This is a genomic window from Kitasatospora sp. NPDC004614, from assembly GCF_042873675.1.
In the GTDB taxonomy this organism is placed as follows: Bacteria; Actinomycetota; Actinomycetes; order Streptomycetales; family Streptomycetaceae; genus Kitasatospora.
This window is the reverse complement of sequence record NZ_JBIALR010000022.1, coordinates 1-23,035: the sequence shown is the minus strand read 5'-3', so window position 1 is coordinate 23,035 and position 23,035 is coordinate 1. Positions and strand designations below refer to the sequence as shown.

General features: G+C 70.9%; 12 protein-coding genes. 9 read left to right on the top strand and 3 right to left on the bottom strand.

Annotation, left to right across the window (positions count from 1 at the left end; genetic code table 11):
- Positions 1–21: 21 nt before the first annotated feature.
- From ACFYST_RS31365 to ACFYST_RS31335, 7 genes are all read left to right on the top strand, one after another.
- On the top strand, positions 22–9,210 hold the full coding sequence (locus ACFYST_RS31365; protein WP_387867232.1) for an amino acid adenylation domain-containing protein: 9,189 nt from the start codon (positions 22–24) through the stop codon (positions 9,208–9,210).
- 83 nt (positions 9,211–9,293) lie between these two features.
- Positions 9,294–10,022: a GPR1/FUN34/YaaH family transporter gene (locus ACFYST_RS31360; RefSeq protein ID WP_387867230.1), complete on the top strand. Its 729-nt coding sequence runs from the start codon at positions 9,294–9,296 to the stop codon at positions 10,020–10,022.
- 4 nt (positions 10,023–10,026) lie between these two features.
- Positions 10,027–11,070 carry a hypothetical protein gene (locus tag ACFYST_RS31355; protein ID WP_387867227.1) on the top strand — a complete coding sequence of 348 codons (1,044 nt, stop codon included), beginning with the start codon at positions 10,027–10,029 and terminating at the stop codon, positions 11,068–11,070.
- 69 nt (positions 11,071–11,139) lie between these two features.
- Positions 11,140–12,210 carry a methyltransferase gene (locus tag ACFYST_RS31350; protein ID WP_387649148.1) on the top strand — a complete coding sequence of 357 codons (1,071 nt, stop codon included), beginning with the start codon at positions 11,140–11,142 and terminating at the stop codon, positions 12,208–12,210.
- A gap of 100 nt (positions 12,211–12,310) precedes the next feature.
- The gene (locus ACFYST_RS31345) at positions 12,311–13,363 is read left to right on the top strand and encodes a methyltransferase (RefSeq protein WP_387649151.1); all 1,053 of its coding nucleotides are present in this window, start codon (positions 12,311–12,313) and stop codon (positions 13,361–13,363) included.
- Between the two features lie 106 nt (positions 13,364–13,469).
- Positions 13,470–15,074: an FAD-binding oxidoreductase gene (locus ACFYST_RS31340; RefSeq protein ID WP_387867226.1), complete on the top strand. Its 1,605-nt coding sequence runs from the start codon at positions 13,470–13,472 to the stop codon at positions 15,072–15,074.
- 179 nt (positions 15,075–15,253) lie between these two features.
- Entirely contained in the window at positions 15,254–16,084 is an 831-nt protein-coding gene (locus ACFYST_RS31335; protein WP_387649156.1) for a methyltransferase domain-containing protein, read from the top strand.
- 97 nt (positions 16,085–16,181) lie between these two features.
- Here the strand turns inward: ACFYST_RS31335 and ACFYST_RS31330 are convergent, their stop codons facing one another.
- Positions 16,182–17,111 carry an SDR family oxidoreductase gene (locus tag ACFYST_RS31330; RefSeq protein ID WP_387867224.1) on the bottom strand — a complete coding sequence of 310 codons (930 nt, stop codon included), beginning with the start codon at positions 17,109–17,111 and terminating at the stop codon, positions 16,182–16,184.
- 246 nt (positions 17,112–17,357) lie between these two features.
- On the opposite strand from ACFYST_RS31330, the gene ACFYST_RS31325 reads away from it, so the two are divergent.
- Complete coding sequence (locus tag ACFYST_RS31325) at positions 17,358–18,920, top strand: MFS transporter (RefSeq protein ID WP_387867222.1); 1,563 nt, start codon at positions 17,358–17,360, stop codon at positions 18,918–18,920.
- Positions 18,921–18,995: 75 nt separating this feature from the next.
- Here the strand turns inward: ACFYST_RS31325 and ACFYST_RS31320 are convergent, their stop codons facing one another.
- Positions 18,996–20,408: a multicopper oxidase family protein gene (locus ACFYST_RS31320; protein ID WP_387867220.1), complete on the bottom strand. Its 1,413-nt coding sequence runs from the start codon at positions 20,406–20,408 to the stop codon at positions 18,996–18,998.
- A 477-nt stretch (positions 20,409–20,885) separates the two neighbouring features.
- On the bottom strand, positions 20,886–21,350 hold the full coding sequence (locus ACFYST_RS31315; RefSeq protein ID WP_387867218.1) for a calmodulin-binding protein: 465 nt from the start codon (positions 21,348–21,350) through the stop codon (positions 20,886–20,888).
- A gap of 262 nt (positions 21,351–21,612) precedes the next feature.
- Between ACFYST_RS31315 and ACFYST_RS31310 the strand changes: the two genes are divergently transcribed.
- A complete protein-coding gene (locus ACFYST_RS31310; protein WP_387649170.1) occupies positions 21,613–22,566 on the top strand; it encodes an acyl-ACP desaturase in 954 nt (317 codons plus the stop codon).
- Positions 22,567–23,035 lie beyond the last annotated feature (469 nt).

Below are 23,035 nucleotides of genomic sequence, written 5' to 3'. Positions count from 1 at the left end.
GACGAGACGGAGGCCCCGACCGTGTCCGACAGCTCCCGGATTCCCGCCGACCTCGGCCGCACCCTGCTCGCCAAGTGGCGGGCCCTCCCGGCCGAAGCGGACACCGGGACGGAGATCGGCCCGATCCGGCACGGACTGCGCCTCTTCGAGGAGATCCACCCCGGCACCGCCGCCAACGTCCTCCGCTTCGACGCCGAGATCGCCGGCACCGTCGACCCCGACCGGCTCGCCGCAGCCCTCACCGAACTCGCCCGCCGCCACGCCGCCCTGCGCACCACCTTCCCGGCCGTCGACCGCGCCACCGTCGCCACCGAGGCCCGCCCCGCCCTGACCGTCGTCGACCTCACCCCGGACGACCCGGCCACCGCCCGCCGCACCGCCTGCGCCCAGGCCGACACCCGCGCCGCCACCCCCATGGACCTCGCCACCGGGCCGCTCTGGCGCACCGCCCTCTGGCAACTGCCCGACGGCACGGCCCGACTCCAACTGCTCGCCCACCACATCGTTGCCGACGGCTGGTCGCTCGGCGTCGCCCTCGCCGAACTCGACGCCCTCTACACCGGCCACCAGCCGGGCCCCGCCACCCCGCTGCCCGCCGTCCCCGCCACCGCCGACCCGGCCGACCTGGCCGCCTGGCGCGAACGCCTGGCCGGCGCCCAACCGCTCTCCCTGCCCACCGACCGGCCCCGCCCCGCCGCCCGCCGCTTCCGCTCCGCCCACGTCGGCCTGAGCGTCGAAGCGGACCAGCTGCGCGAAGTCCGGCGCCTCGCCGAGGCCGAGCACGCCACGCCGTTCATGGTCCTGCTCGCGGCACTGCACCTCACCCTCGCCCGCACCGCCGGACAGCACGACATCACCGTCGGCTCACCCATCGCGACCCGCGAACGCCACCGCGCCCCCGGCGCCGTCGGCCCGCTCGCCACGATGCTCGCGCTGCGCACCGACACCTCCGCCGCGCACACCGCCCGCGACGTCCTGCGCGCCGTCCGCGACACCTGCCTCGACGCCTACGGGCGCTCCCACGTGCCGTTCGAAACCGTCGCGGAACAGGTCGGGCAGGGCGGCGGCTCGCTGTTCGACGTGCTGTTCGTGCTCCAGCCGCAACTCCCCGAACTCCGCCTCGGCGACCTGCCCGTGCACCCCCTGGTCACCGCGCCCGGAACGGCGCGCAACGACCTGGAGCTCTACTTCTGGCAGGGCGAGGACGCCATCACCGGCTTCCTCGGCTACGACACCGACCTCTTCGAGCCCGACACCGCCGAGCTGCTCGCGGCGCGATTCGGCACCGCCCTGGCGGCCGTGGTGACGCGGCCGGACGCGCCGCTCGCCGAGCTGGACGTGGCCGGCGCGGTGGAGGCGGCGCGGCGCGAGGCTTGGGCCGTCGCGCCTGCGGTGGGTGAACTGCCGCTGTGTGTGCAGGAGTTGGTGGAGGCGCAGGTCGATCGTTCGCCGGGTGCGGTGGCGGTGCGTGCCGTTGACGGTGAGCTGACGTACGGCGAGTTGGAGGCGCGGGCGAACCGGGTGGCGAATGCCTTGCGGGCGCGGGGAGTCGGTGCCGGGGATCTGGTGGGGGTGTGTCTGCCGCGGACCTCCGACCTGGTGGTGGCGCTGCTGGGCGTGTTGAAGTCCGGCGCGGGTTACGTGCCGGTGGACCCTGGCTACCCCGATGAGCGGGTGGCGTTCATGGTGGAGGACGCGGATGCGGCACTGGTCATTCGGTCTCTGGCGGATGTTCTTGAAGTTCCTGATGCGCCCGTAGCCGACCGGCCCTCGGTTGCCGGTTCGGTCGATGACGTCGCGTACGTGATTTACACGTCGGGTTCGACGGGTCGGCCGAAGGGTGTGGTGATCGAGCACCGTCAGGTGGCGGCGATGCTGTCGTGGGCGGGGCGGGTGTTCCCGGCGGAGGTGCTGGCGGGCACTTTGGCGGCGACGTCGGTGTCGTTCGATCTGTCGGTGTTCGAGATCTTCGCGCCGTTGACGGTGGGCGGGTGCGTGGTGCTGGCGCCCACTGGTGTGTTGGATCTGGTGACGGATCCGTCGCGGTATGCGGGGGTCACGTTGGTGAACACGGTGCCGTCGGCGGCGCGTGAGCTGGTGTTGGCGGGTGCGATGCCGGCGTCGGTGCGGTGGGTGAACCTGGCGGGTGAGGCTCTGGCGCCGGGCCTGGTGCGGGACTTGTATCTGCTGTCGGGTGTGGAGAAGGTCAACAACCTCTACGGTCCGAGCGAGGACACGACCTACTCGACCTGGACGGCGACGGACCCGGCCGATGCTCGCACCCCGATCGGCGTGCCGGTCGACGGCACCTCGGCGCTGGTGCTCGATGCGGCTCTCCGGCCGGTCCCGCTGGGCGCGGTGGGGGAGTTGTACCTGTCGGGTGCGGGTGTGACCCGGGGCTATCTGGGTCGTCCGGGCCTGACGGCGGAGCGGTATCTGCCCGCGTCCGACGGTGGCCGGCTCTACCGCACGGGTGATCTGGTGCGGTGGCGTCCGGACGGCAAGTTGGACTACCTGGGCCGGGCCGATGGTCAGGTGAAGGTGCGCGGCCACCGGGTCGAACTCGGCGAGGTGGAGGAGGTGCTGCGCCGTCACCCCGAGGTGGCGGGTGCGGTGGTGGTGGCCCGCGAGGACGCCTCCGGTTCACTGGGTCTGGTCGCCTATGTCGTGCTCAGCGGTGCGGAGTTCGCCTCTGGGGTGCTTGCGGCGTTCGTCCGTGGCCGGCTGCCGCAGTTCATGGTGCCGGGTGCGTTCGTGGAGCTGTCCGAGTTCCCGCTTCTCCCCAATGGCAAGATCGACCGCGGTGCACTCCCAGTCGTGGACCTCAACTCCGTTCGGCGGAGCGGCCGTTCGCCGCAGACGCCGTCCGAGCAGTTGGTCGCCGAGATCTGGCGCGAGCTGCTGGGTGTTCCGGAGGTCAGTGCGGAGGACGAGTTCTTCGAGCTGGGCGGCCACTCCCTGCTCGCCACCCGCCTTACCCACCGCCTCGGCGAGGCCCTGGACGCCCACGTCCCGCTGCACCTGGTCTTCGAGCACCCCGTCCTTGCCGATCTCGCCGGCCACCTCCCGGTCTCCGGCGGGAAACGCGAGGCCATCCCGGTCGTCCCCCGCATCCCGGGCCCCGACGGCACCCTCGTCTTCCCCGCGTCGTCCGGCCAGAAGCGCCTCTGGCTGCTCTGCTCCCTGGACCCGAGCGCCAACCTCGCCTACCTGCTCAACGGCGGCGCCCGGATCACCGGCCCGCTCGACGCCGAACGGATGGCGGAGGCCGTCCGCTCGGTCGCCGGGCGGCACGAGATCCTGCGCACCACCCTGCGCGAGGAGGACGGCGACATCGTCCAGGTCGTGCACCCCACCTGGCAGTGGGACCCGACGGTGGAGCCGGACACCCCGGATCAGACCGAGGCCGAACTGCTCGACCAGTGGCGCCACTCCACCGTGGAACTCGCCGAAGGACCGCTCTTCCGCGCCCGCATCGTGCGCCGCGCCGCCGGCGAACACCTCCTCCTGCTCTCTCTCCACCACGCCATCGCCGACGGCTGGTCGCTGGACCTCCTGCTGCGCGAGATCGCCGCCGAGTACCAGGACCCGTCCGGCCGCGCGCTGCCCGCCCTCCAGTACGGCGACTTCACCACGTGGGAGAACGCCGCACCCCCGGACGACGCCGGGCTCGCCCACTGGCGCGAACACCTCGCCGGGGCCCGGGACCTCGACCTTCCGACCGACCGCCCCCGCTCCGCCCGCACGACCCACCACGGCGCTGCTGTGCCCGTCATCCTGCCCGCCGACACCGTCGACCGGCTCGCCCGGACCACCGGCACCACCGCCTTCGCAGTCGTCGCGACCGCCGTCACGCTCGTCCTGGGCGCCGTCTCCGGCAACCGCGACCTGACCATCGGCATCCCGACCAGCGGACGCACCCACCCGGACACCGCAGCACTCCTCGGCTTCTTCACCAACACCCTCCCGCTGCGCTGCTCGCTGGACCCCGCCGCCACCCTCGGCACTGCTCTGCGCGACACCCACCAAGCCCTCATGACGGCGCACCGGCACGCCGGGACGCCGTTCGAGGAGATCGTCCGAACTGCTCGAGCCGCCTCGCACGGCCAGGGGCGCAGCCCGCTCTTCCAGGTCATGCTGGCCGTCAACGAGACCCCGGCCCGCGCGCTGGACCTCCCCGGCCTGCGCGTCGACCGGATCGAACTCCCGCCTGCAGAGACCCAGTTCGAGATCTCGCTGCACCTGGAGCGCGGGGAGGCCGCCATCACCGGCCACCTCACCTACAACACCGACCTGTATTCCGTTTCCACCGCCGAACTGTTCCCGGAACGGCTGGCCGCCGCCGTGGCCGCACTGGCCGACTGCCCCGACCTGTCGGTCGCCGAACTGGACGTGGCCGGCGCGGTGGAGGCGGCGCGGCGCGAGGCGCTGGCGGCTGCGCCCGCCGTGGCCGGATCGCCGTTGTGCGTGCAGGAGTTGGTGGAGGCGCAGGTCGATCGTTCGCCGGGTGCGGTGGCGGTGCGTGCCGTTGACGGTGAGCTGACGTACGGGGAGCTGGAGGCGCGGGCGAACCGGGTCGCGAATGCTTTGCGGGCGCAGGGTGTCGGTGCCGGGGATCTGGTGTGCGTGTGCCTGCCCCGGACGTCCGACCTGATCGTGGCGCTGCTGGGTGTGCTGAAGTCCGGCGCGGGTTACGTGCCGGTGGACCCCGGCTACCCGGACGAGCGGGTGGCGTTCATGGTGGCGGACTCCGGCGCCTCGGTGGTGCTGCGTTCGCTGGACGAGCTTTCGCCGGCGGGTGCTTCGCGGCCCGGGCGGGTGGGTTCGATCGACGATGTGGCGTACGTGATTTACACGTCGGGTTCGACGGGTCGGCCGAAGGGTGTGGTGATCGAGCACCGTCAGGTGGCGGCGATGCTGTCGTGGGCGGGGCGGGTGTTCCCGGCGGAGGTGCTGGCGGGCACTTTGGCTGCGACGTCGGTGTCGTTCGACCTGTCGGTGTTCGAGATCTTCGCGCCGTTGACGGTGGGCGGGTGTGTGGTGCTGGCGCCCACTGGTGTGCTGGACCTGGTCACGGACCCTTCCCGCTACGCGGGGCTGACACTGGTGAACACGGTGCCGTCGGCGGCGCGTGAGCTGGTGCTGGCGGGTGCAATGCCGGCGTCGGTGCGGTGGGTGAACCTGGCGGGTGAGGCTCTGGCGCCGGGCCTGGTGCGGGACTTGTACCTGCTGTCGGGTGTGGAGAAGGTCAACAATCTCTACGGTCCGAGCGAGGACACGACGTATTCGACGTGGACGGCGACGGATCCGGCCGACGTGCGGACGCCGATCGGTGTGCCGGTGGACGGTACGTCGGCGCTGGTGCTGGACGCTGGTCTGCGGCCGGTCCCGCTGGGCGCGGTGGGGGAGTTGTACCTCTCTGGCGCGGGTGTGACCCGGGGTTATCTGGGTCGTCCGGGCCTGACGGCGGAGCGGTATCTGCCCGCGTCCGGCGGTGGCCGGCTCTACCGCACGGGTGATCTGGTGCGGTGGCGTCCGGACGGCAAGCTCGACTACCTGGGCCGGGCCGATGGTCAGGTGAAGGTGCGCGGCCACCGGGTCGAACTCGGCGAGGTGGAGGAGGTGCTGCGCCGTCACCCAGAGGTGGCGGGTGCGGTGGTGGTGGCCCGCGAGGATGCCTCCGGCGTCCTGGGCCTGGTCGCCTACGTAGTGCTCAGCGACGAGGGCTTCGACCCCGCTGCGCTCGCGGCGTTCGTCCGTGGTCGGCTGCCGCAGTTCATGGTGCCGGGTGCTTTCGTCGAGCTGGCCGAGTTTCCGCTTCTCCCCAATGGCAAGATCGACCGCGGTGCACTCCCGGCCGTGGACCTCAACTCCGTTCGGCAGGGCGGCCGTTCGCCGCAGACGCCGTCCGAGCAGCTGGTCGCCGACATCTGGCGCGAGCTGCTCGGCGTCCCGGAGGTCGGTGCCGAGGACGAGTTCTTCGAGCTGGGCGGCCATTCCCTGCTCGCCACCCGCCTCACCCACCGCCTCGGCGAGGCCCTGGACGCCCACGTCCCGCTGCACCTGGTCTTCGAGCACCCCGTCCTCGCCGATCTCGCCGGCCACCTCCCGGTCTCCGGCGGAAAGCGCGAGGCCATCCCGGTCGTCCCCCGCATCCCGGGCCCCGACGGCACCTTTGTTCTCCCGGCCTCCCTCGGCCAGGAACGCCTGTGGGTCCTGTGCCGCCTGGACGCGGGGGCGAACCTCGCCTATCACGTGCGCGGCGCCGTCCACATCGACGGCGACCTGAATGTGCAGGCGTTCCGCGCGGCCCTCGAACAGCTCGCCCGCCGCCACGAGGTGCTGCGGACGTCGCTGCGCGAGGTGGACGGCGAGGTGCGCCAGGTGGTCTCGCCCACCGTGGAGGTCCCGCTCACCAGCGTCGACACCGCCGACTGGCGCTCGGTGGTCGAGGCGGAGAGCCGGCGGGCCTTCGATCCCACCTCCGGGCCGCTGTGGCACGTGACGCTGGTGCGTACTGAGCGGCAACACCACGTCCTGGTGATGAGCCTGCATCACGTCATCGCCGACGGCTGGTCGCTGGACCTCCTGCTGCGCGAGATCGCCGCGCTGTACGGCTCCGTGCCCGCCGCGCCCACCGTCCTCCCGGCTGTTCAGTACGCGGACGTCGCCGACTGGCAGCGGGCCGAGGCCCCGGCCGAACTCGACTTCTGGCGCGGTCAGTTGGCCGGCGCGCCGGCGCTCGACCTGCCCACCGACCGGCCGCGCCCGGCGAAGCAGACCTACGACGGCGCCGGGGTTGCTCTGGCGCTGCCCGACGACGCCCTTGCAACCGCGTGCCGGGCCGGCGGGACGACCGCCTTCACCGTCCTGGCGACGGCCCTGGCCGTCGTCCTCGCCAAGGCGGTCGGTCAGTGTGATGTCACCATCGGCACCCCGGCCGCCGGCCGCGACCACCCCGCCACCGCGGACGTGGTCGGCTACCTGGTCGACACCGTGCCGCTGCGCCTGACGCTGGCCCCGGACGGCACGCTGGCCGACGCCCTCGGCGCGGCGCGCGAGGCCGTCGACGGAATCCGGGAGCACCAGCGGATCCCGTTCGAGGAGCTGATCCGGGCCGTCCGCCCGCCGCGCGACCGGAGCCGCAGCCCGCTGTTCCAGGTGCTGCTCGCGGTCAACGGCACACCGCCGCGCTACGAACTGTCGGGCCTGCGGATGGAGCCCGCGCCGATGCCGATCCGCACCACGCCGTACGACCTGGTGGTCCAGGCGGAGGAGCGGGACGGCCGGATCATCGGGCACCTGGTCTTCAACACCGACCTGTTCGAGCCGTCCACCGCCCAGCTGATCGCGGACCGCCTGACGGTCGTGATCGAGGCCCTGGCCGCCCGCCCGGGGACGCCGCTGGCCGAGCTGGACGTGGCGGGCGAGGTGGAGACGGCACGCCGCCAGGGCTGGACCACGGCGTCGACGACTCCCGAACGCGGCTGCCGCGTGCAGGAGTTGGTGGAGGCGCAGGTCGATCGTTCGCCGGGTGCGGTGGCGGTGCGTGCCGTTGACGGTGAGCTGACGTACGGCGAGCTGGAGGCGCGGGCGAACCGGGTCGCGAATGCCTTGCGGCAGCAGGGAGTTGGCCCCGGGGATCTGGTGGGGGTGTGCCTGCCCCGGACGTCCGACCTGATCGTGGCGCTGCTGGGTGTGCTGAAGTCCGGCGCGGGTTACGTGCCGGTGGATCCCGGCTACCCGGACGAGCGGGTGGCGTTCATGGTGGCGGACTCCGGTGCCTCGGTGGTGCTGCGTTCGCTGGACGACCTTCCGCCGGCCGGCGCGGCCAGGCCCTCGCAGGTGGGCTCGATCGACGATGCGGCGTACGTGATCTACACGTCGGGTTCGACGGGTCGGCCGAAGGGTGTGGTGATCGAGCACCGGCAGGTGGCGGCGATGCTGTCGTGGGCCGGGCGGGTGTTCCCGGCGGAGATCCTGGCCGGGACTCTGGCGGCGACCTCGGTCTCCTTCGACCTGTCGGTGTTCGAGATCTTCGCGCCGTTGACGGTGGGCGGGTGCGCGGTGCTGGCGCCCACTGGTGTGCTGGACCTGGTGACGGACCCTTCCCGCTACGCGGGGCTGACGCTGGTGAACACCGTGCCGTCGGCCGCGCGTGAGCTGGCTCTGGCGGGTGCGATGCCGGCGTCGGTGCGGTGGGTGAACCTGGCCGGTGAGGCTCTGGCGCCGGGCCTGGTAAGGGACTTGTACGCACTCCCGGGCGTGGAGAAGGTCAACAACCTCTACGGCCCCAGCGAGGACACGACCTACTCGACCTGGACGGCGACGGACCCGGCCGATGCTCGCACCCCGATCGGCGTGCCGGTCGACGGCACCTCGGCGCTGGTGCTCGATGCGGCTCTCCGGCCGGTCCCGCTGGGCGCGGTGGGGGAGTTGTACCTCTCTGGCGCGGGTGTGACCCGGGGCTACCTCGGCCGTCCGGGCCTGACGGCGGAGCGGTATCTGCCCGCGCCCGGCGGTGGCCGGCTCTACCGCACGGGCGACCTCGTCCGCTGGCGTCCGGACGGCAAGCTCGACTACCTCGGCCGCGCCGACGGCCAGGTGAAGGTGCGCGGCCACCGCGTCGAACTCGGCGAGGTGGAGGAGGTGCTGCGCCGTCACCCCGATGTGGCGGGTGCGGTGGTGGTGGCCCGCGAGGATGCCTCCGGCGTCCTCGGCCTCGCCGCCTACCTCGTGCCGGCCGGCGCCGAGCTGGACCGGGCCGCCCTTGCCGCCCACGCGCGTACCTGGCTTCCCCAGTTCATGGTCCCGGGCAGCTTCGTCGAGCTGCCCGAGTTCCCCCTCCTCCCCAACGGCAAGATCGACCGCGGCGCACTCCCGGCCATAGACCCCAACTCCCTCAGGCGGAGCGGCCGTTCACCGCAGACGCCGTCCGAACAGCTGGTCGCCGAGATCTGGCGCGAGCTGCTCGGCGTCCCCGAGGTCGGTGCCGAGGACGACTTCTTCGACCTCGGCGGCCACTCCCTCCTCGCCACCCGGGTCGCCTCCAGGCTCTCCGCACGCACCGGCACGGACGTCCCGCTCGACCTGATCTTCGAGCACCCCGTCCTCGCCGAACTGGCCCGCCGACTACCGGAGCCGGCGTCCTGGCAGGCCCCGGCGGCGATCCCGCGGGTGCGCCGGGTCCTCGGCGGCAGCGCCGGCTGACCTGCTGCCACCCGGCGGCTTCGACCACGTCCGCGGTCCCGACGAACCACGACCAGACGACCACGACCAGGAGACAACCGACGATGAAGCAGGAAAACCCGACCCTCGAGGCGGTCGTATCCGCCTCCGCCTCCGTTTCCGCCGCTGTGACGCCCGCCCCCGCACCGGAGGACGAGTCGTCGACCGGCCCCCGTTCGCCCCAGGCCGCGATGATCGGCTTCGGCGGCTTCCTGCTGGGCTCGCTCTCCCTCGCGTTCTACCTGAAGGACGTCAGCATCCCGGCCAACTCCCTGGTGGCCTCGCTGCCGACCATGGTGTTCAGCAGCGCGATCCTTCTGCTGATGGCCGCCGCCTGGTCGATGCGCCTGGGCGACGGTGTGTTCGCCGCGGTCTACGGCCTGTTCGGGACGTTCTGGCTGAGCTTCTCGGTGCTCAGCATCGCGCTGAACAACAACTGGATGGGCACCTTCGAGAACGTCGAACAGCGCCAGGCGACAGCCAACTTCGTGCTGGTCTGGGCGATCGTGATCATCCTGTTGACGGTGACGACGCTGCGCCTGCCGCGGGCGTTCACCTTCCTCTTCATCGTCGTCTCGCTCACGCTGATGGTCATCTTCGGCGCCATCGAGCAGGCCATCGACCAGACCATCAACCACCCGCTGAAGCCCAGCGACCCGTGGCTGGTCTACATCGGCATCGGGACCATGTTCCTGTTCATCGCGCTCGGCATGTACATCTTCGCGAGCGCCATGCACAGCGCGACCGGTGCCAAGCGCCTCCCGCTCGGCAAGCCGCTGCTCAAGTCCCGGTGAACCGATGACGGACTACCTGCCCGAGGTCGCCACCGTCCCGTTCCCGATGGCCTGCCCGGAGGAGCTTCCCGACTCGGCGCCGGCCCTCGTGGCCGCCCGCCCGGCCGTGCTGGCCGAGGTGGCCGCCCGGCTGGCGGACCCGGCGAACCGGGCCGGGTCGGCGGGGCTGCACGCCGCCGCCCGGGCGGCCCGGGAACTGCTCGGCACGGTGCCGAGCGACCCGGTCGGCGACGACCCGCGCGAGTCGCGGCCGAACCGGGACAACGACCTGGCGTTCGGCATCGAACGCCACCACGGCGAGCCGGTCGCGCTGCTCTCCGCCGCGCTGCTGAACGCCCAACTCGGCGTCCTGGAACTGGCCGACGAGCGGGGCACCAACCTCGACGCACCCGACTGGGGCGAGCTCATCGACGGCTTCGACGTCCTGCACGGCTGGCTGGCCGACCCGGCCCGCCTCCCCGCGCAGCTCGCCACGCCCGAGCCCGACAGCCCCGGCGAGCCGGCGCCGCTGGACGGCCTGCGGCGCTGGGTGCGCGGACACCACGTGTTCATGGTGTTCGCGCAGGGCGGCACCATCGCCCTGCGCAGCCTGCGGGCCGCCGCGGACGCCGGCGACGAGGAACTCGCCGCCACCGCAGCCGCCGTGGCGACCCGGGTGATGCGGGCCTGCCGGGCCGCCCTGCGCTTCGCGGGGGACGCCACGGCGGACCAGTACCAGGCCGAGATCCGGCCCACCCTGATGCCGCCGGTCGCACCCCCGCAGATGAGCGGACTGCGCTGGCGCGACCACGAGGCCCTGGTGGCCGACCTGACGGACTCCCGGGACGCGTGGTCCTGGCTGGCCGCCCGCCGCCCGGAGACCCTGGCGGACTTCCGGTCGGCGCTGGACGACACCTACGACGCGCACAAGGGCGTGTGCGAGCACTTCGTGGGCCGCCAGTCGCCGAGTCTCCTCGCCACCAGCCGCTCGAGCCGCCCCGCGGTGGGCGTCATCGAGCAGTTCCACCGCCTCCGGGCGGGCTCGCTCCCGGACGCCCCGGACGCGTGACCCGACCCGATCCGATCCGATCAACAAGACCCGAGCAGTTCCGACCCGTCCCCGAAAGGCAAGGTATCCATGACCACCACCGCGCCCGAAACGCACGGCACCACCTCCGTCCCCGCACTGGACATGGACGGCCTGTCCCGGATCCTCTTCGGCCACGCGGCCTTCCAGTACCTCAACGCCGCCTGCGAGCTGGGCCTGCCCGACCTGCTCGCCGAGCGGACGGACCTCACCCGCGAGGAGATCCGCGACGCGCTCGAACTCCAGGACCGCGCGGTCGAGATCCTGCTGCTCGGCTGCACCTCCCTCGGCATCGTCGTCAAGGAGAACGGCCGCTACCGCCTCGCCCAGGTCGTCCTGGACCTGATGGACGAGGGCGACTGGGAGCGCTTCAAGGACACCGTCGCGTTCGAGCAGTACATCGTCTACGAAGGCCAGCTCGACTTCACCGACTCGCTGCGCGAGAACCGCAACGTCGGCCTGCGCCGGGTGCGCGGCTCCGGTCGCGACCTGTACCACCGGCTGGCCGAGAACCCGCACATGGAGCAGGTCTTCTACAAGTACATGCGGTCCTGGTCGGAGCTGGCGAACAAGCACCTGGTGACCGAGCTCGACCTGTCCGGCCGCAAGCACCTGCTGGACTGCGGCGGCGGCGACGCGGTCAACGCGATCGCGCTGGCCAAGGCCAACCCGGACCTGAAGGTCACGGTCTTCGAGATCCCCGCCTCCGGCACCATCGCGGAGAAGAAGATCGCCCAGGCCGGCGTCAGCGACCAGGTCTCGGTGATCACCGGCGACATGTTCGTCGACGCGCTGCCCACCGGCTGCGACGTGGTGATGTTCGCCCACCAGCTGGTCATCTGGACGCTGGACGAGAACACCGAGCTGCTCCGCCGCGCCTACGACGCCCTGCCCGCGGGCGGCCAGCTGGTGATCTTCAACTCGATGTCCAACGACGAAGGTGACGGCCCCGTGGTCGCCGCCCTGGACAGCGTCTACTTCGCCGCGATCCCGGCCGAGGGCGGGATGATCTACTCCTGGGCGCAGCACGAGAAGTGCCTGCTCGACGCCGGTTTCAGCACCGTCGAGCGCATCGCGTTCCCGGGCTGGACCCCGCACGGCGTCATCGTGGCGACCAAGTAGCCACCGCCCGCCCGAAGCCCGGATCCGTCGGGGCCGCCCTCCCGGGGCGGCCCCGGCCCGGCCGTACCCAAGTCCCCATCCCCCTGATCGAGGTGACGGCATGCTCGACCCCACGACGCACGACAACGCCACCCGGATGCGCATGCTGCTCTACGGCCAGCTCGTGTCGCGCACGCTCTGCACGGCCGTCAGCCTCGGCGTCCCCGAGGCGCTGGCCGGCCGGGCCCGCTCCGCCGAGCAGCTGGCCGACCAACTCGGCGCCCACCCGGTCGCGTTGGACCGCCTGCTGCGCGGCCTGGTGCCGTTCGGCGTCCTCGCCGAGGAGACCGACGGCAGCTACTCCCTGACGCCCTTCGGCGCCACCCTGCTGCCGACCACCCCCGGCACCGCGCAGCCCACCGCCCTGCTGCTCGCGCAGGAGGTCGGCCTGACCTGGACCGACCTCGAACACACCGTCCGGACCGGCGATTCGGCGTTCCGCCGGCACTTCGACCGCGACCTCTTTGACCACCTGGAACAGCGGCCCGACCGCCGCGAGGTGTTCGACCGCTCCCAGGAGGCGGGCCTGCGGCTGGAGTTGGACGAGGTCTTCGACGCGGTCGGCTTCGAACGCTACCCGTGGATCGTCGACGTGGGCGGCGGCAACGGCCACCTGCTGTGCGAACTCCTCAAGCGCACCCCGGGAAGCACCGGCACCGTCCTCGACCTGCCCGGCACCGTCCCGCTCGCTGAGAAGCGGATCGCCGAGGAGGGCCTCACCCGCCGCTGCACGGCCGTCGCCGGGGACTTCTTCGCGCACGTCACGCCGGGCGCGGACCTGTACATCCTCAGCCACATCCTGCACGACTGGGGCCAGGACCGGGCGACGGACATCCTGCGCACCTGCGCCGCCGCGATGCCCGACCACGGCCGCCTGATGGTCGTCGACCTCGTCACCGACGCCACCACGGTCGACCCGGGCACCGGGCAGTCCGTACCGCACCGGCTGCCCGCCGTCATGGACCTCTACATGCTCTCCCTCTTCGGTGCCTCCGGAGGGCGCGAACGCACCCGCGCCGCCTTTGCCGCACTGCTCGCCGACGCCGGACTGGAGGCCGAGGAGACGAAGGTCCTGCCCAGCGGCATGGCCGTGATCACGGCCCGCCGGCGCTGACCGCCGCCGCACCTCTCATCCGCCATCACGAACGTCACCACACAGGAACGTCACCACAGGAACGTCACCACACAGGAACGTCACCACACAGCAAGGAGTCGCAGCCATGTCTGGATTGAGCCGCCGGGGACTGCTCACCGGTGCCGCCGCCATCGCCGGGGCCGGCCTGGTCACGGCGGACCTCGTCGCCGGCGCCGGGCCCGCAGCCGCCGCGGGAGCCTGCACACCGCCGTTCGGGTCCACCCTCGTTCAGCCCGGGGACGCCCGGTACGACAGCTTCCTGCGCGCGCACAACACCCGGTTCGTCGGCCAGCCGGACCGGGTGACCATCGCGACCACCAAGGACCACGTCGCCACCGCGCTCGGCAACGCCGTCGCGGCCGGCCGGCGGGTCGCGGTGCGCTCCGGGGGCCACTGCCTGGAGAACTTCACGGCGAACTCCGACATCAAGGAATTGATTGATCTCTCCCAGATGTCGGACGTCTACTACGACGCCTCGCGCAACGCGTTCTGCGTGGGACCGGGCGCGATCGTGTCGCCGACACAGCACACCCTCTTCATGGGATGGGGCGTGCAGATCCCGTCCGCGGGCTGCTCGGACGTGGGCCTCGGCGGGCACATCCTCGGCGGCGGCTACAACTTCTACTCCCGGATCCACGGGATCGCCGTCGACCACCTCTACGCCGTCGAGGTGGTCGTGGTCGGCGCCGACGGGCTGCCCCGCACCATCGTGGCGACGCGTGAGGCCAACGACCCGAACCGGGACCTGTGGTGGGCGCACACCGGCGGTGGCGGCGGCAACTTCGGTGTGGTGACGCGGTATTGGCTGCGCTCGCCGGGCGTGACCTCCACCGACCCGAGCAAGATCATGCCCCGGGCCGGGAACCAGAAGGTCCGGAACGTGCAGTGGTCGTGGAACAACCTGTCGAAGCAGGCGTTCACCACCCTCGTCCGCAACTACAGCCAGTGGTTCGAGTACAACAGCGCCCCCGGGATGCCGGGCGTCCAGATCTGGGCGTCGCTCTCCGCCTCGCACCAGGCGGCCGGCGTGATCGGCCTGATGGCCGGCATCGAGGACACCGTCGTGGGCGGCGAGGCCATGCTCGACGCGTTCTTCGCGACCGTCACCGCGGGCGCCGCCCTCACGGTCGCCTCGGACGAGAAGTACTCGCTGGCGTGGCTCGACCGGGACAACTGGTACTGGGGCGGCGCCGGGCGGCAGAAGGACAAGACCGCGGACCTGAAGAAGAGCTACACCGACGCGCAGATAGGAACGATCTACCAGTACCTGACGGACAGTTCGATCAGTAACCCGGGCGCCCAGGTGAACCTGGCCGCCGTCGGCGGGAAGATCAACAGCGTCGCCACGGACGCCACCGCCTACTCGCACCGCGACTCGATCCTGCGCGTCTACTTCACCCCCGGCATCTGGCGTACCGCGGCGGAGGACGCCGTCCACACGGCGTGGATCCGCAACATCTACCGGGACGTCTACGCCACGACCGGCGGCGTTCCGGCGCCCAACGCCATCAACGCCGGGGCGTACATCAACTACGCGGACTCCGACCTCGCCGACCCAGCGTGGAACACCTCCGGCACCCCGTGGTCCACGCTGTACTACGGCTTGAACTACGCACGTCTGCAACAGGTCAAGAACACCTATGATCCGCGCAATGTGTTCCGCCACGCCCTGTCGATCCGACCCGTCTGATCGGCACCGGCACTGTCCGGGTCTTGAGTTTGCTCCTGCGCGAGGGCAGGATTCCGATCAACCCCGGGGGGAGCTTCCCGGCCGTTCTTCCACCGCGGACCGCCACGGCCGCCGCGGTGTTACCGGCCGGTTCGAAATTGCCGGGGGCACAGTGCCGCAGATACGACAGGGAGACCAAGATGGCTGCGGAATTATCGGGTGTTGAAGGCGTCGCGAGCTTCTACGAAGGGCTCGCCCAGGTTCTCAACAACGTGTGGGGCGAGAACCTGCACTACGGCTACTGGGAGGACGACGCCGACACCAGCACCGTCGAGGTCGCCACCGCCCGGCTGAACGACCTGATGGTCACCCTGCTCGACCCCGCCCCCGGCGCCGCGATCCTCGACATCGGCTGCGGCGTCGGCAAGCCCGCGCTCCAGCTCGTCGCGGCCAGGGACGTGCGCGTCACCGGCATCGCCATCGCCGACGTCGAGGTGGAGCAGGCCAACGAACGCGCCAAGGAGGCCGGCCGCTCGGACGTGGCCACCTTCCGCAACGCCGACGTGACGGACCTTCCGTTCGAGGACGGCTCGTTCGACGGCGCGTGGGCGCTCGAATCGCTGCTCCACGTGCCGGACCGGAACCGGGCCCTCGCCGAGACCGCCCGGGTGCTGCGCCCCGGCGGGCGGCTGGTGATCGCCGACACCGTCGAGCGCCCGCCGATGAGCCCCGAGGGCCGCAAGGTGCTGGACGAGATCCGCGCCGCCTACCACGTCAGCCCGTACGCCACGGCGGACGAGTACGCCGGGCTGCTGGCCGGCAACGGGTTCGTCGACGTCGAGATCCGCGACATCAGCGACAAGGTGGTCCGGACCGGGTCGATCATGGCCGACGCCGTTGCGGCCCGGCGCGAGGAACTCGCCCGGATCGACGGCCCGGAACCGGTCGACCAGTACATCGACCTGATGCGACGCGCGGCGGCCAGCCCGGACATCGGGTACCTGGTGATCGTCGCGACGCGCGGCGCCTGATTCGGTGCTGCCGAGCCGGTGCCGCCCGACTCCCTTCCTGACGGCGGGAGTTGGGCGGCACCGGCCCCGCGTGGCGGTTACCGGTGCCGCCTGCCGGTTACCGGTAGCCGGCCGGGTCGGCCGGCTTGCCGGCCTCCTGGACCTCGACCAGGTACCGCCAGCAGTCGGGCTGCGAGCCGTCGAGGTCGGTGAAGCCGTACTCGCGGGCCAGCTGCCCACTGGAGACGGACTTGCCGTTCCGGCGGGCGACGTCCGGGTCACCGGCCAGCGCGGCGACCGCACGGCCGACGAACGCCGGGCTCTCCGAAATGCAGAAATGCGGTTCCACCGCCAGCGCGTCGCGCCAGTTCTCCTCGGTGACGCCGAAGGTTTCGAGCATCATCTCCGAACGCATCCAGCCCGGGGTGAGCGCCACCGCCGTCCCGCCGTGCGGCCTCAGCTCGTGCGCGAGCGCGAAGGCCATCCGCACCACGGCGTTCTTGACCATGTCGTAGAAGAACGAATTGCGGTAGTGCGTCTCGTTGTACTCGGCCGTCCCGTCGGTCATCTCGACCACGAGTCCGCCCGGGTTGCGCACCAGCAACGGCAGTATGAAGTGGCTGGTGATCGCGTGGGTCTGCACGCCCAGCTCGAACAGCCGCCGCCCGTTGTCCAGGTTCTGCTCCCAGACCGACTGGTCGAAGGTGAACAGCTTCTCCCCGCCCCAGACGTCGTTGACCAGCACGTCGAGCCGCCCCTGCTCGGCGTCGATGCGCTCGGCCAGCGCCCGGACCTGCTCGTGCACCAGGTGGTCGGTGGGCACCGCGATGCCCTTGCCGCCCGCCGCGGTGACCAGGTCCGCGGTGTCCTCGATCGTCTCGGAGCGCTTGTACTCCGACTGCTTCTCCCGGGTGGTGCGGCCGGTGACGTAGACCGTCGCGCCCGCCGCGCCGAGCTGAACGGCGATGGCCCGCCCGGCTCCCCGGGTGGCACCCGCGACCAACACGATTTTTCCGTGAAGGTCCGGTGCCGATGTGTCGAGTTCCATTGACTTCCTCGTCCATTAGAACAACCAGGCCCGCGTCCGTCATCGACGGGCCGGCCAATGACGCCACGATCCTTTCAAAAGACGGTGCCTTGTGCTGGACTTTTCACCACATTTACCGACGATCGACGGGTCGGGGCCGTTCCTCAGCCACTTCGGGCTCAACCGGACATGACGTGGTTCACGAGTGAATAGGCTGCTCATATGACTCCCGTTTCGACATCCCAGCCGCCCGTGAAGCGTGCCGGAATGCGCGAGTGGACGGCCCTTGGCGTCCTCGCCTTACCCGCGCTGCTCATCACCCTCGACAACACCGTGCTCCACCTCGCGGTGCCGCACCTCAGCGCCGACATCCACCCCAGCGGACTCCAACTGCTGTGGATCGTCGACATCTACAGCTTCCTGATAGCCGGCCTGCTGATCGTCGCAGGCACCCTCGGCGACCGCATCGGCCGCCGTCGCCTGCTCCTCCTCGGCGCCGCCGGCTTCGGCGCCGCCTCGCTGCTCACGGCGTTCTCCCGGAACACCGAGATGCTGATCCTCAGCCGGGCCCTGCTGGGCATCGCCGGGGCGACCCTGATGCCGTCGTCGATGTCGCTGATCCGCAACATGTTCTTCGACGCCAAGCAGCGCGCCCTGGCCTTCAGCATCTGGATCGCCTGCTTCCTGGTCGGCGGCGCGATCGGCCCGCTGGTCGGCGGCGCGCTGCTGGAACACTTCTGGTGGGGCTCGGTCTTCCTGCTGGGCGTGCCCGCGATGGTCCTGCTGCTGATCCTCGGCCCGATCCTGCTGCCCGAGTACCGCGACCCGAACCCCGGCCGGATCGACCTCGCCAGCGTCGGCCTGCTGACCCTCGCCCTGCTGGCCACCGTCTTCGGCCTGAAGAAGCTCGCCGCCGACGGCTTCGCGCCGCTGTCCGTCGCGGCGCTCCTCCTCGGCCTCGCCACCGGCACGGTGTTCGCCGTCCGGCAGCGCCGGCTGAGCCACCCGCTGATCGACCTGAAGCTGTTCCGCGAACGCAGCTTCTCCGCCTCCATGACCACCATGGGCATCGCCCTGTTCGTGATGTCGGGCTCGCAGCTGTTCGTCGCCCAGTACCTGCAGATGGTGGTCGGACTGTCCCCGCTGAAGGCCGGCCTGAGCTCGCTGCCCGCCAGCATCGGTGGCGTGGTCGGCTCGCTGCTCGCCCCGCTCGCGCTGACCCGGATGCGCTCGGCGTACGTGATGACCATCGGCCTGGCGATCGCCCTGGTCGGCTTCGGCGTGCTGACCCAGGTCTCCGCCGGGAGCGGCCTGGTCACCGTCATGGTCGCGCTCGGACTGCTCAACTTCGGTGTGGCGCCCACCATCGCGCTCGGCACCGACATGATGATCGCCTCCGCACCGCCGGAACGGGCCGGCGCGATCTCCGCCGTCTCCGAGACGCTCCAGGAGATCGGCCTCGGCACCGGCATCGCGATCCTCGGCAGCGTCGGCACGGCCGTCTACCGCACCCAGGTCGCCGACGGCCTCGCGTCCGACGGGCTCTCCCCGGAGTCGGAGTCCGCCATCCGCGACACCATCGGTTCCGCCGTCGCCGAGGTCTCCCGCCTGCCGCAGGAGGTCGGCGCCCAGGCGCTGTCCACCGCCCGCGAGGCCTTCACCCACGCACTCCAGTACGTCAGCACCATCTGCCTGGTGCTCACCGCGCTGGCCGTCCTGATGGCACCCCTGCTGCTCCGCTCGGTGCCGCCCGGCACCGGCGCCGAGAGCGCCGACTCCGACGAGGCGGTGCCCCCGCTCCTGAAGACCGCGGACCCGCAGAAGACCTGAACCCCCGTGGACGCCCGCCGCCCGGCCCGTGGAACCTCCCACGGGCCGGGCGGCGGTTGTCTTTTTGACGGGACCTCAGCGCACGACGTCGAGGTAGCTCATCATCCCGAGGTCCTCGTGGGCCGCGATGTGGCAGTGGAACATCCACTTGCCCGGGTAGTCGGCGAACGGGATCCGGATCACGATCTTCCCCGGCACCCCGCCGGACGAGGCGGGCACCATGGCGGTGTCCTCGCGGTGCGTGTAGGGCTGCGGCACCCCGTTCACGGACATCACCTGGAACGCGTTGGTGTGCAGGTGGAAGGGGTGGTTCTCCTCGGTGGTGTTGACGATCGTCCACTCCTCGACGGTCCCGAGCCGGGCCGGGGTGTCGAAGAGCGAGCTGTCCGCCGCGAACTTCCGTCCATTGAGGACGAAGTAGAAGTTGTCGCCCTCCTGGAGCTCGCCGAGCTCGACCGTCCGGCGGCCCGCGACGGCGGCCGGGGCGAGGTCGGCCGGGGCACCGGGGATGGCGCCGGTGACGGCCGGCTGGCGGGTGACGGGCCAGCCGTCGACCTTGATCGTGGCCAGCTGGGTGTCCGGATAGGTGCCGCCCTGCGGACCGTTGGTGTAGGTCGTGGTGCGCAGCACGGCCTGGCCCGGCACGGCGCAGGCGGTGACCAGGACGTCGAAGCGCTTGCCCGGCGGCAGCACCAGGGTGTCGCGCGTGCTCACCTGCGCGACCGGAATGCCGTCCTCGGCGACGACGGTGAACCGGTAGCCGTCGAGCCGGAGTTGGTACGGGATGTCGGCTCCCGCGTTGACCAGCCGCCACAGCTGGGTCTCGTTCGGCTTCAGCGTCAGCGTGGGCCGGAGCTGCCCGTTGACCAGCCGCACGGTGGGGTTGGCCGGGCTGATCGTGTTCTGCACGATGCGCCCGGCGGCGTCGATCTGGGCGTCCTTCAGGACGAGGGTGTGCGCGGTGGCGTTGCGCAGGCCGACCGGCAGCAGGCTGCGGTTGTCCCCGACGATCATGGCGCCGGAGAGGCCGGCGAAGATCTGGTTCTGGGTCTGGCCCGGTTCGAAGGCCATGTCGGACATGTTGTGGGCCCCGTTGGCCGCGCACATCGTGCCCATGGCGTGGCTGTGGTACCAGAACGTGCCCTGGGGATGATCGGCCGGGACAGCCAGCCGGTAGGTGATGGTGGCGCCGGGGGAGACGCAGCTGAAGGAGTTGTCGGAGTCGTCCGTCGGCGAGACGTGCATGCCGTGGAAGTGCAGGTTGGTGGCGACCGGCAGCCGGTTGACCAGCTTGATGGTGACGGTCGACCCGGCGGAGACCTTCAGCGTGGGCGCGACGACCGTGCCGTTGTTGTAGACCTGCCCGGCCACCGGGCGGCCGGACACGTCGAACACGCTCTGGCCGACGTCCAGCGTGATGTTGAGGTTCTGGTTGTCGCCGGTCGCGTCGGCCGTCACGGGATCGCGGAACGGGTCACCCGTCCGCATCCCCGCCTCCTGCTGGGCGGTCGTCGGCGGCTGCGGAGGATCGGTCGGCGCCGGGGCCGCGAGGGCCCGGGTGCCTAAGACGGCGGCCGAGAAAAGCATCGAGACCGCAGTCAACACGTGGATGATGCGCCTGGTGCGCCGTATTTGCTGCCGCTGTGATTCGGCGGCCGTTCCGGTTGGGTGGGGCATCGGCTCTCCATATCCAGACTGTCTGGGCGAACAGAGCGTTGCGAGCCCAAGCCTCGCCGATTGACCTGCACCAGACAAGACCTTGGATATGTCCGGGCGACGGCAATGACCGACCTGTCGTCGGCAATGACCTGACCCGCCGTCGGCAAAGTCCCGGTATCAGGCCGGTATCACACCGGTACCGCACCGGTATCGGGAAGGGGCAGCTCCGGCGAGGACGGGGCCGACCGTGACAGTCGACCCCAACAGCCCTGCGGAGAACCGGCGTTGTGACGGCGGCGCCGACGACTACCGGACGGGAATTTCCCTGACCAGGCGCGAGGACCAGTCGCACCAGCGGTAACCGGGCAGGAATGCGCCACCGGCCTCGTCGAGGTGCTCCTCGACATACGGAATGGTCGCGTCGCAGACCTCGGTGGCGAAGTCGAAGAACTCCGTGCTCTCGGGGTTGGTGTGATAGCTCCAGCGGGGGTTGTACGGAGCCGGCCGTGGGACGATCCGCGCCATCACATGCGGACGGTCGGTGGTCTCCCCGCTGATGAGCCTCCGGGCGTGCTCGATCTCCTCACTCTTCGTCAGCTCGATGACGAACTCCTCATGCGTGACGTCGGTCATCACGAAGTAGGCCCGGTCCGCGGCGGCCGCGCGGACCGGCGAGCCTGTCGGGGCCACGGCCTGCGAGGGCTGCGCGGTGGCGAACGCCAGCACACCGACGGCGGCGAGGCCGACCGCCTTGGTGAACACACGTGGCATGGGGGTTCTCTCTTTCTGTCCGGGTGTCGTGCACATCACGACTGAGCACCGTGCGCATTGAATCAGTCACGATCGGTCACCGTGCGGGCGATGCGGCTCGCGTCCGGGTGGTTCTCGCCGGTGGTCCTCACCGACCGCGCAGATGGTCCTCACCGGCCACGGCGAATGGGGCCGAATGGCCCCAGACAGCGTCGGGGTCGCCAACCTACGGTTGCGTTACCTACGGGACCGTAGGTTTGTTCGTCGATCGAGAGTTGGACCCGTGAGCAGCACCTCCTCCCCGGCCCAGTGGACCGATGCCCGCCTCCTGCACGACCTGGAAGAGGTGGTCGAGCGCGAACTCAACCGCCACCTGAGCGTCTTCAAGGAGTGGATGCCCCACGAGTACGTCCCCTGGAGCCGCGGACGGGACTTCGACGGGCCGCTCGGCGGCGAAGCATGGTCAATAGAGCAGTCGCCGCTCACCGAAGTCGGCCGGGTCTCGCTCGTGGTGAACCTGCTGACCGAGGACAACCTGCCCAGCTACCACCACGAGATCGCGACGCTCTTCGGCCGCGACGGCGCCTGGGGCACCTGGGTGCACCAGTGGACAGCAGAAGAGGCACGGCACTCGATGGTGCTGCGCGACTACCTCATCGCCTCCCGTGCCGTCGACCCCGTGGAACTCGAGCGCGCCCGCATGACCCACATGCAGAACGGCTTCGTCTCCGACAACCGGCACTCGCCGCTCCACACCGTCGCGTACGTCGCCTTCCAGGAGCTCGCCACCCGCATCTCCCACCGCAACACCGGACACGCCTCGGGCGACCCCGTCTGCGACCGGATGCTCGCGCAGGTCGCCAACGACGAGAACCTGCACATGATCTTCTACCGGAACCTCCTCAAGGCCGCCTTCGAACTCGCCCCCGACCAGGCCATGCAGGCCGTCAACGAGGTCGTCACCAACTTCCGCATGCCCGGCCACGGCATGCCCGGCTTCGAACGGGCCGCCGCACGGATCGCCGTCGACGGCGTCTACAACCTCCGCGTCCACCTCGACGACGTGCTGCTCCCCGTGCTGCGCCACCTCAAGGTGATGGAGATGAGCGGCTTCGGCCCGGACGGCGTCCGGGCCCAGATGGAGCTCGGCCTGATGCTCGACGGCCTCGCCGCCCAGGCCACCCGGTTCGACGAACGACAGGCGGCGATCCGGGCCCGGCGCGCCGCGAAGGGCTGACGCCGGCGCTTGGGTTGCCCGCAGCCTTCGCCCGCAGACGCCGGCGGAGGCTGCGAGGTTTGCACCTGGGGCGGATCCGGCGTAGTGTTCACTGGTCGCTCGGCAGGGAGCACCGGACACGCAATCTGTGTGGACGGTCCCGGGGCGGCCAATCCCTGAGAACCACCCAGTAGATCCGTGGCGGGTCGCGTCCTTTTCGCGTCTCCGTTCGTATTTGCTGTGCGCTTTTTCGGAGATTGCGGCGGATTCGCTTTTCGGAGCGGGGATCGGCTAGAGTTTGAAACGTCGGACGGGCCGTCAGGTCGGGAAGACGAAAGCGAGTCAGATCGAATGAAACTCCGGAAAACGGAGCGGAAAACATCTGATAAGCTGGAAACACGAAAGAACGAAGCGCCCGGAGGGCCTGCTGGAAGGCAGACCGAAGGAAGTGTCCGTTCCTTGAGAACTCAACAGCGTGCCAAAAGTCAAC

What these genes read in the sequence shown, in the direction of transcription:
- ACFYST_RS31335 (WP_387649156.1), top strand. Translation starts at nt 15,254, where the DNA reads ATGGCTGCGGAATTATCGGGTGTTGAAGGCGTCGCGAGCTTCTACGAA.
- ACFYST_RS31350 (WP_387649148.1), top strand. Translation starts at nt 11,140, where the DNA reads ATGACCACCACCGCGCCCGAAACGCACGGCACCACCTCCGTCCCCGCA.
- ACFYST_RS31315 (WP_387867218.1), bottom strand. Translation starts at nt 21,350, where the DNA reads ATGCCACGTGTGTTCACCAAGGCGGTCGGCCTCGCCGCCGTCGGTGTG.
- ACFYST_RS31340 (WP_387867226.1), top strand. Translation starts at nt 13,470, where the DNA reads ATGTCTGGATTGAGCCGCCGGGGACTGCTCACCGGTGCCGCCGCCATC.
- ACFYST_RS31320 (WP_387867220.1), bottom strand. Translation starts at nt 20,408, where the DNA reads ATGCGGACGGGTGACCCGTTCCGCGATCCCGTGACGGCCGACGCGACC.
- ACFYST_RS31325 (WP_387867222.1), top strand. Translation starts at nt 17,358, where the DNA reads ATGCGCGAGTGGACGGCCCTTGGCGTCCTCGCCTTACCCGCGCTGCTC.
- ACFYST_RS31360 (WP_387867230.1), top strand. Translation starts at nt 9,294, where the DNA reads ATGAAGCAGGAAAACCCGACCCTCGAGGCGGTCGTATCCGCCTCCGCC.
- ACFYST_RS31345 (WP_387649151.1), top strand. Translation starts at nt 12,311, where the DNA reads ATGCTCGACCCCACGACGCACGACAACGCCACCCGGATGCGCATGCTG.
- ACFYST_RS31355 (WP_387867227.1), top strand. Translation starts at nt 10,027, where the DNA reads ATGACGGACTACCTGCCCGAGGTCGCCACCGTCCCGTTCCCGATGGCC.
- ACFYST_RS31330 (WP_387867224.1), bottom strand. Translation starts at nt 17,111, where the DNA reads ATGGAACTCGACACATCGGCACCGGACCTTCACGGAAAAATCGTGTTG.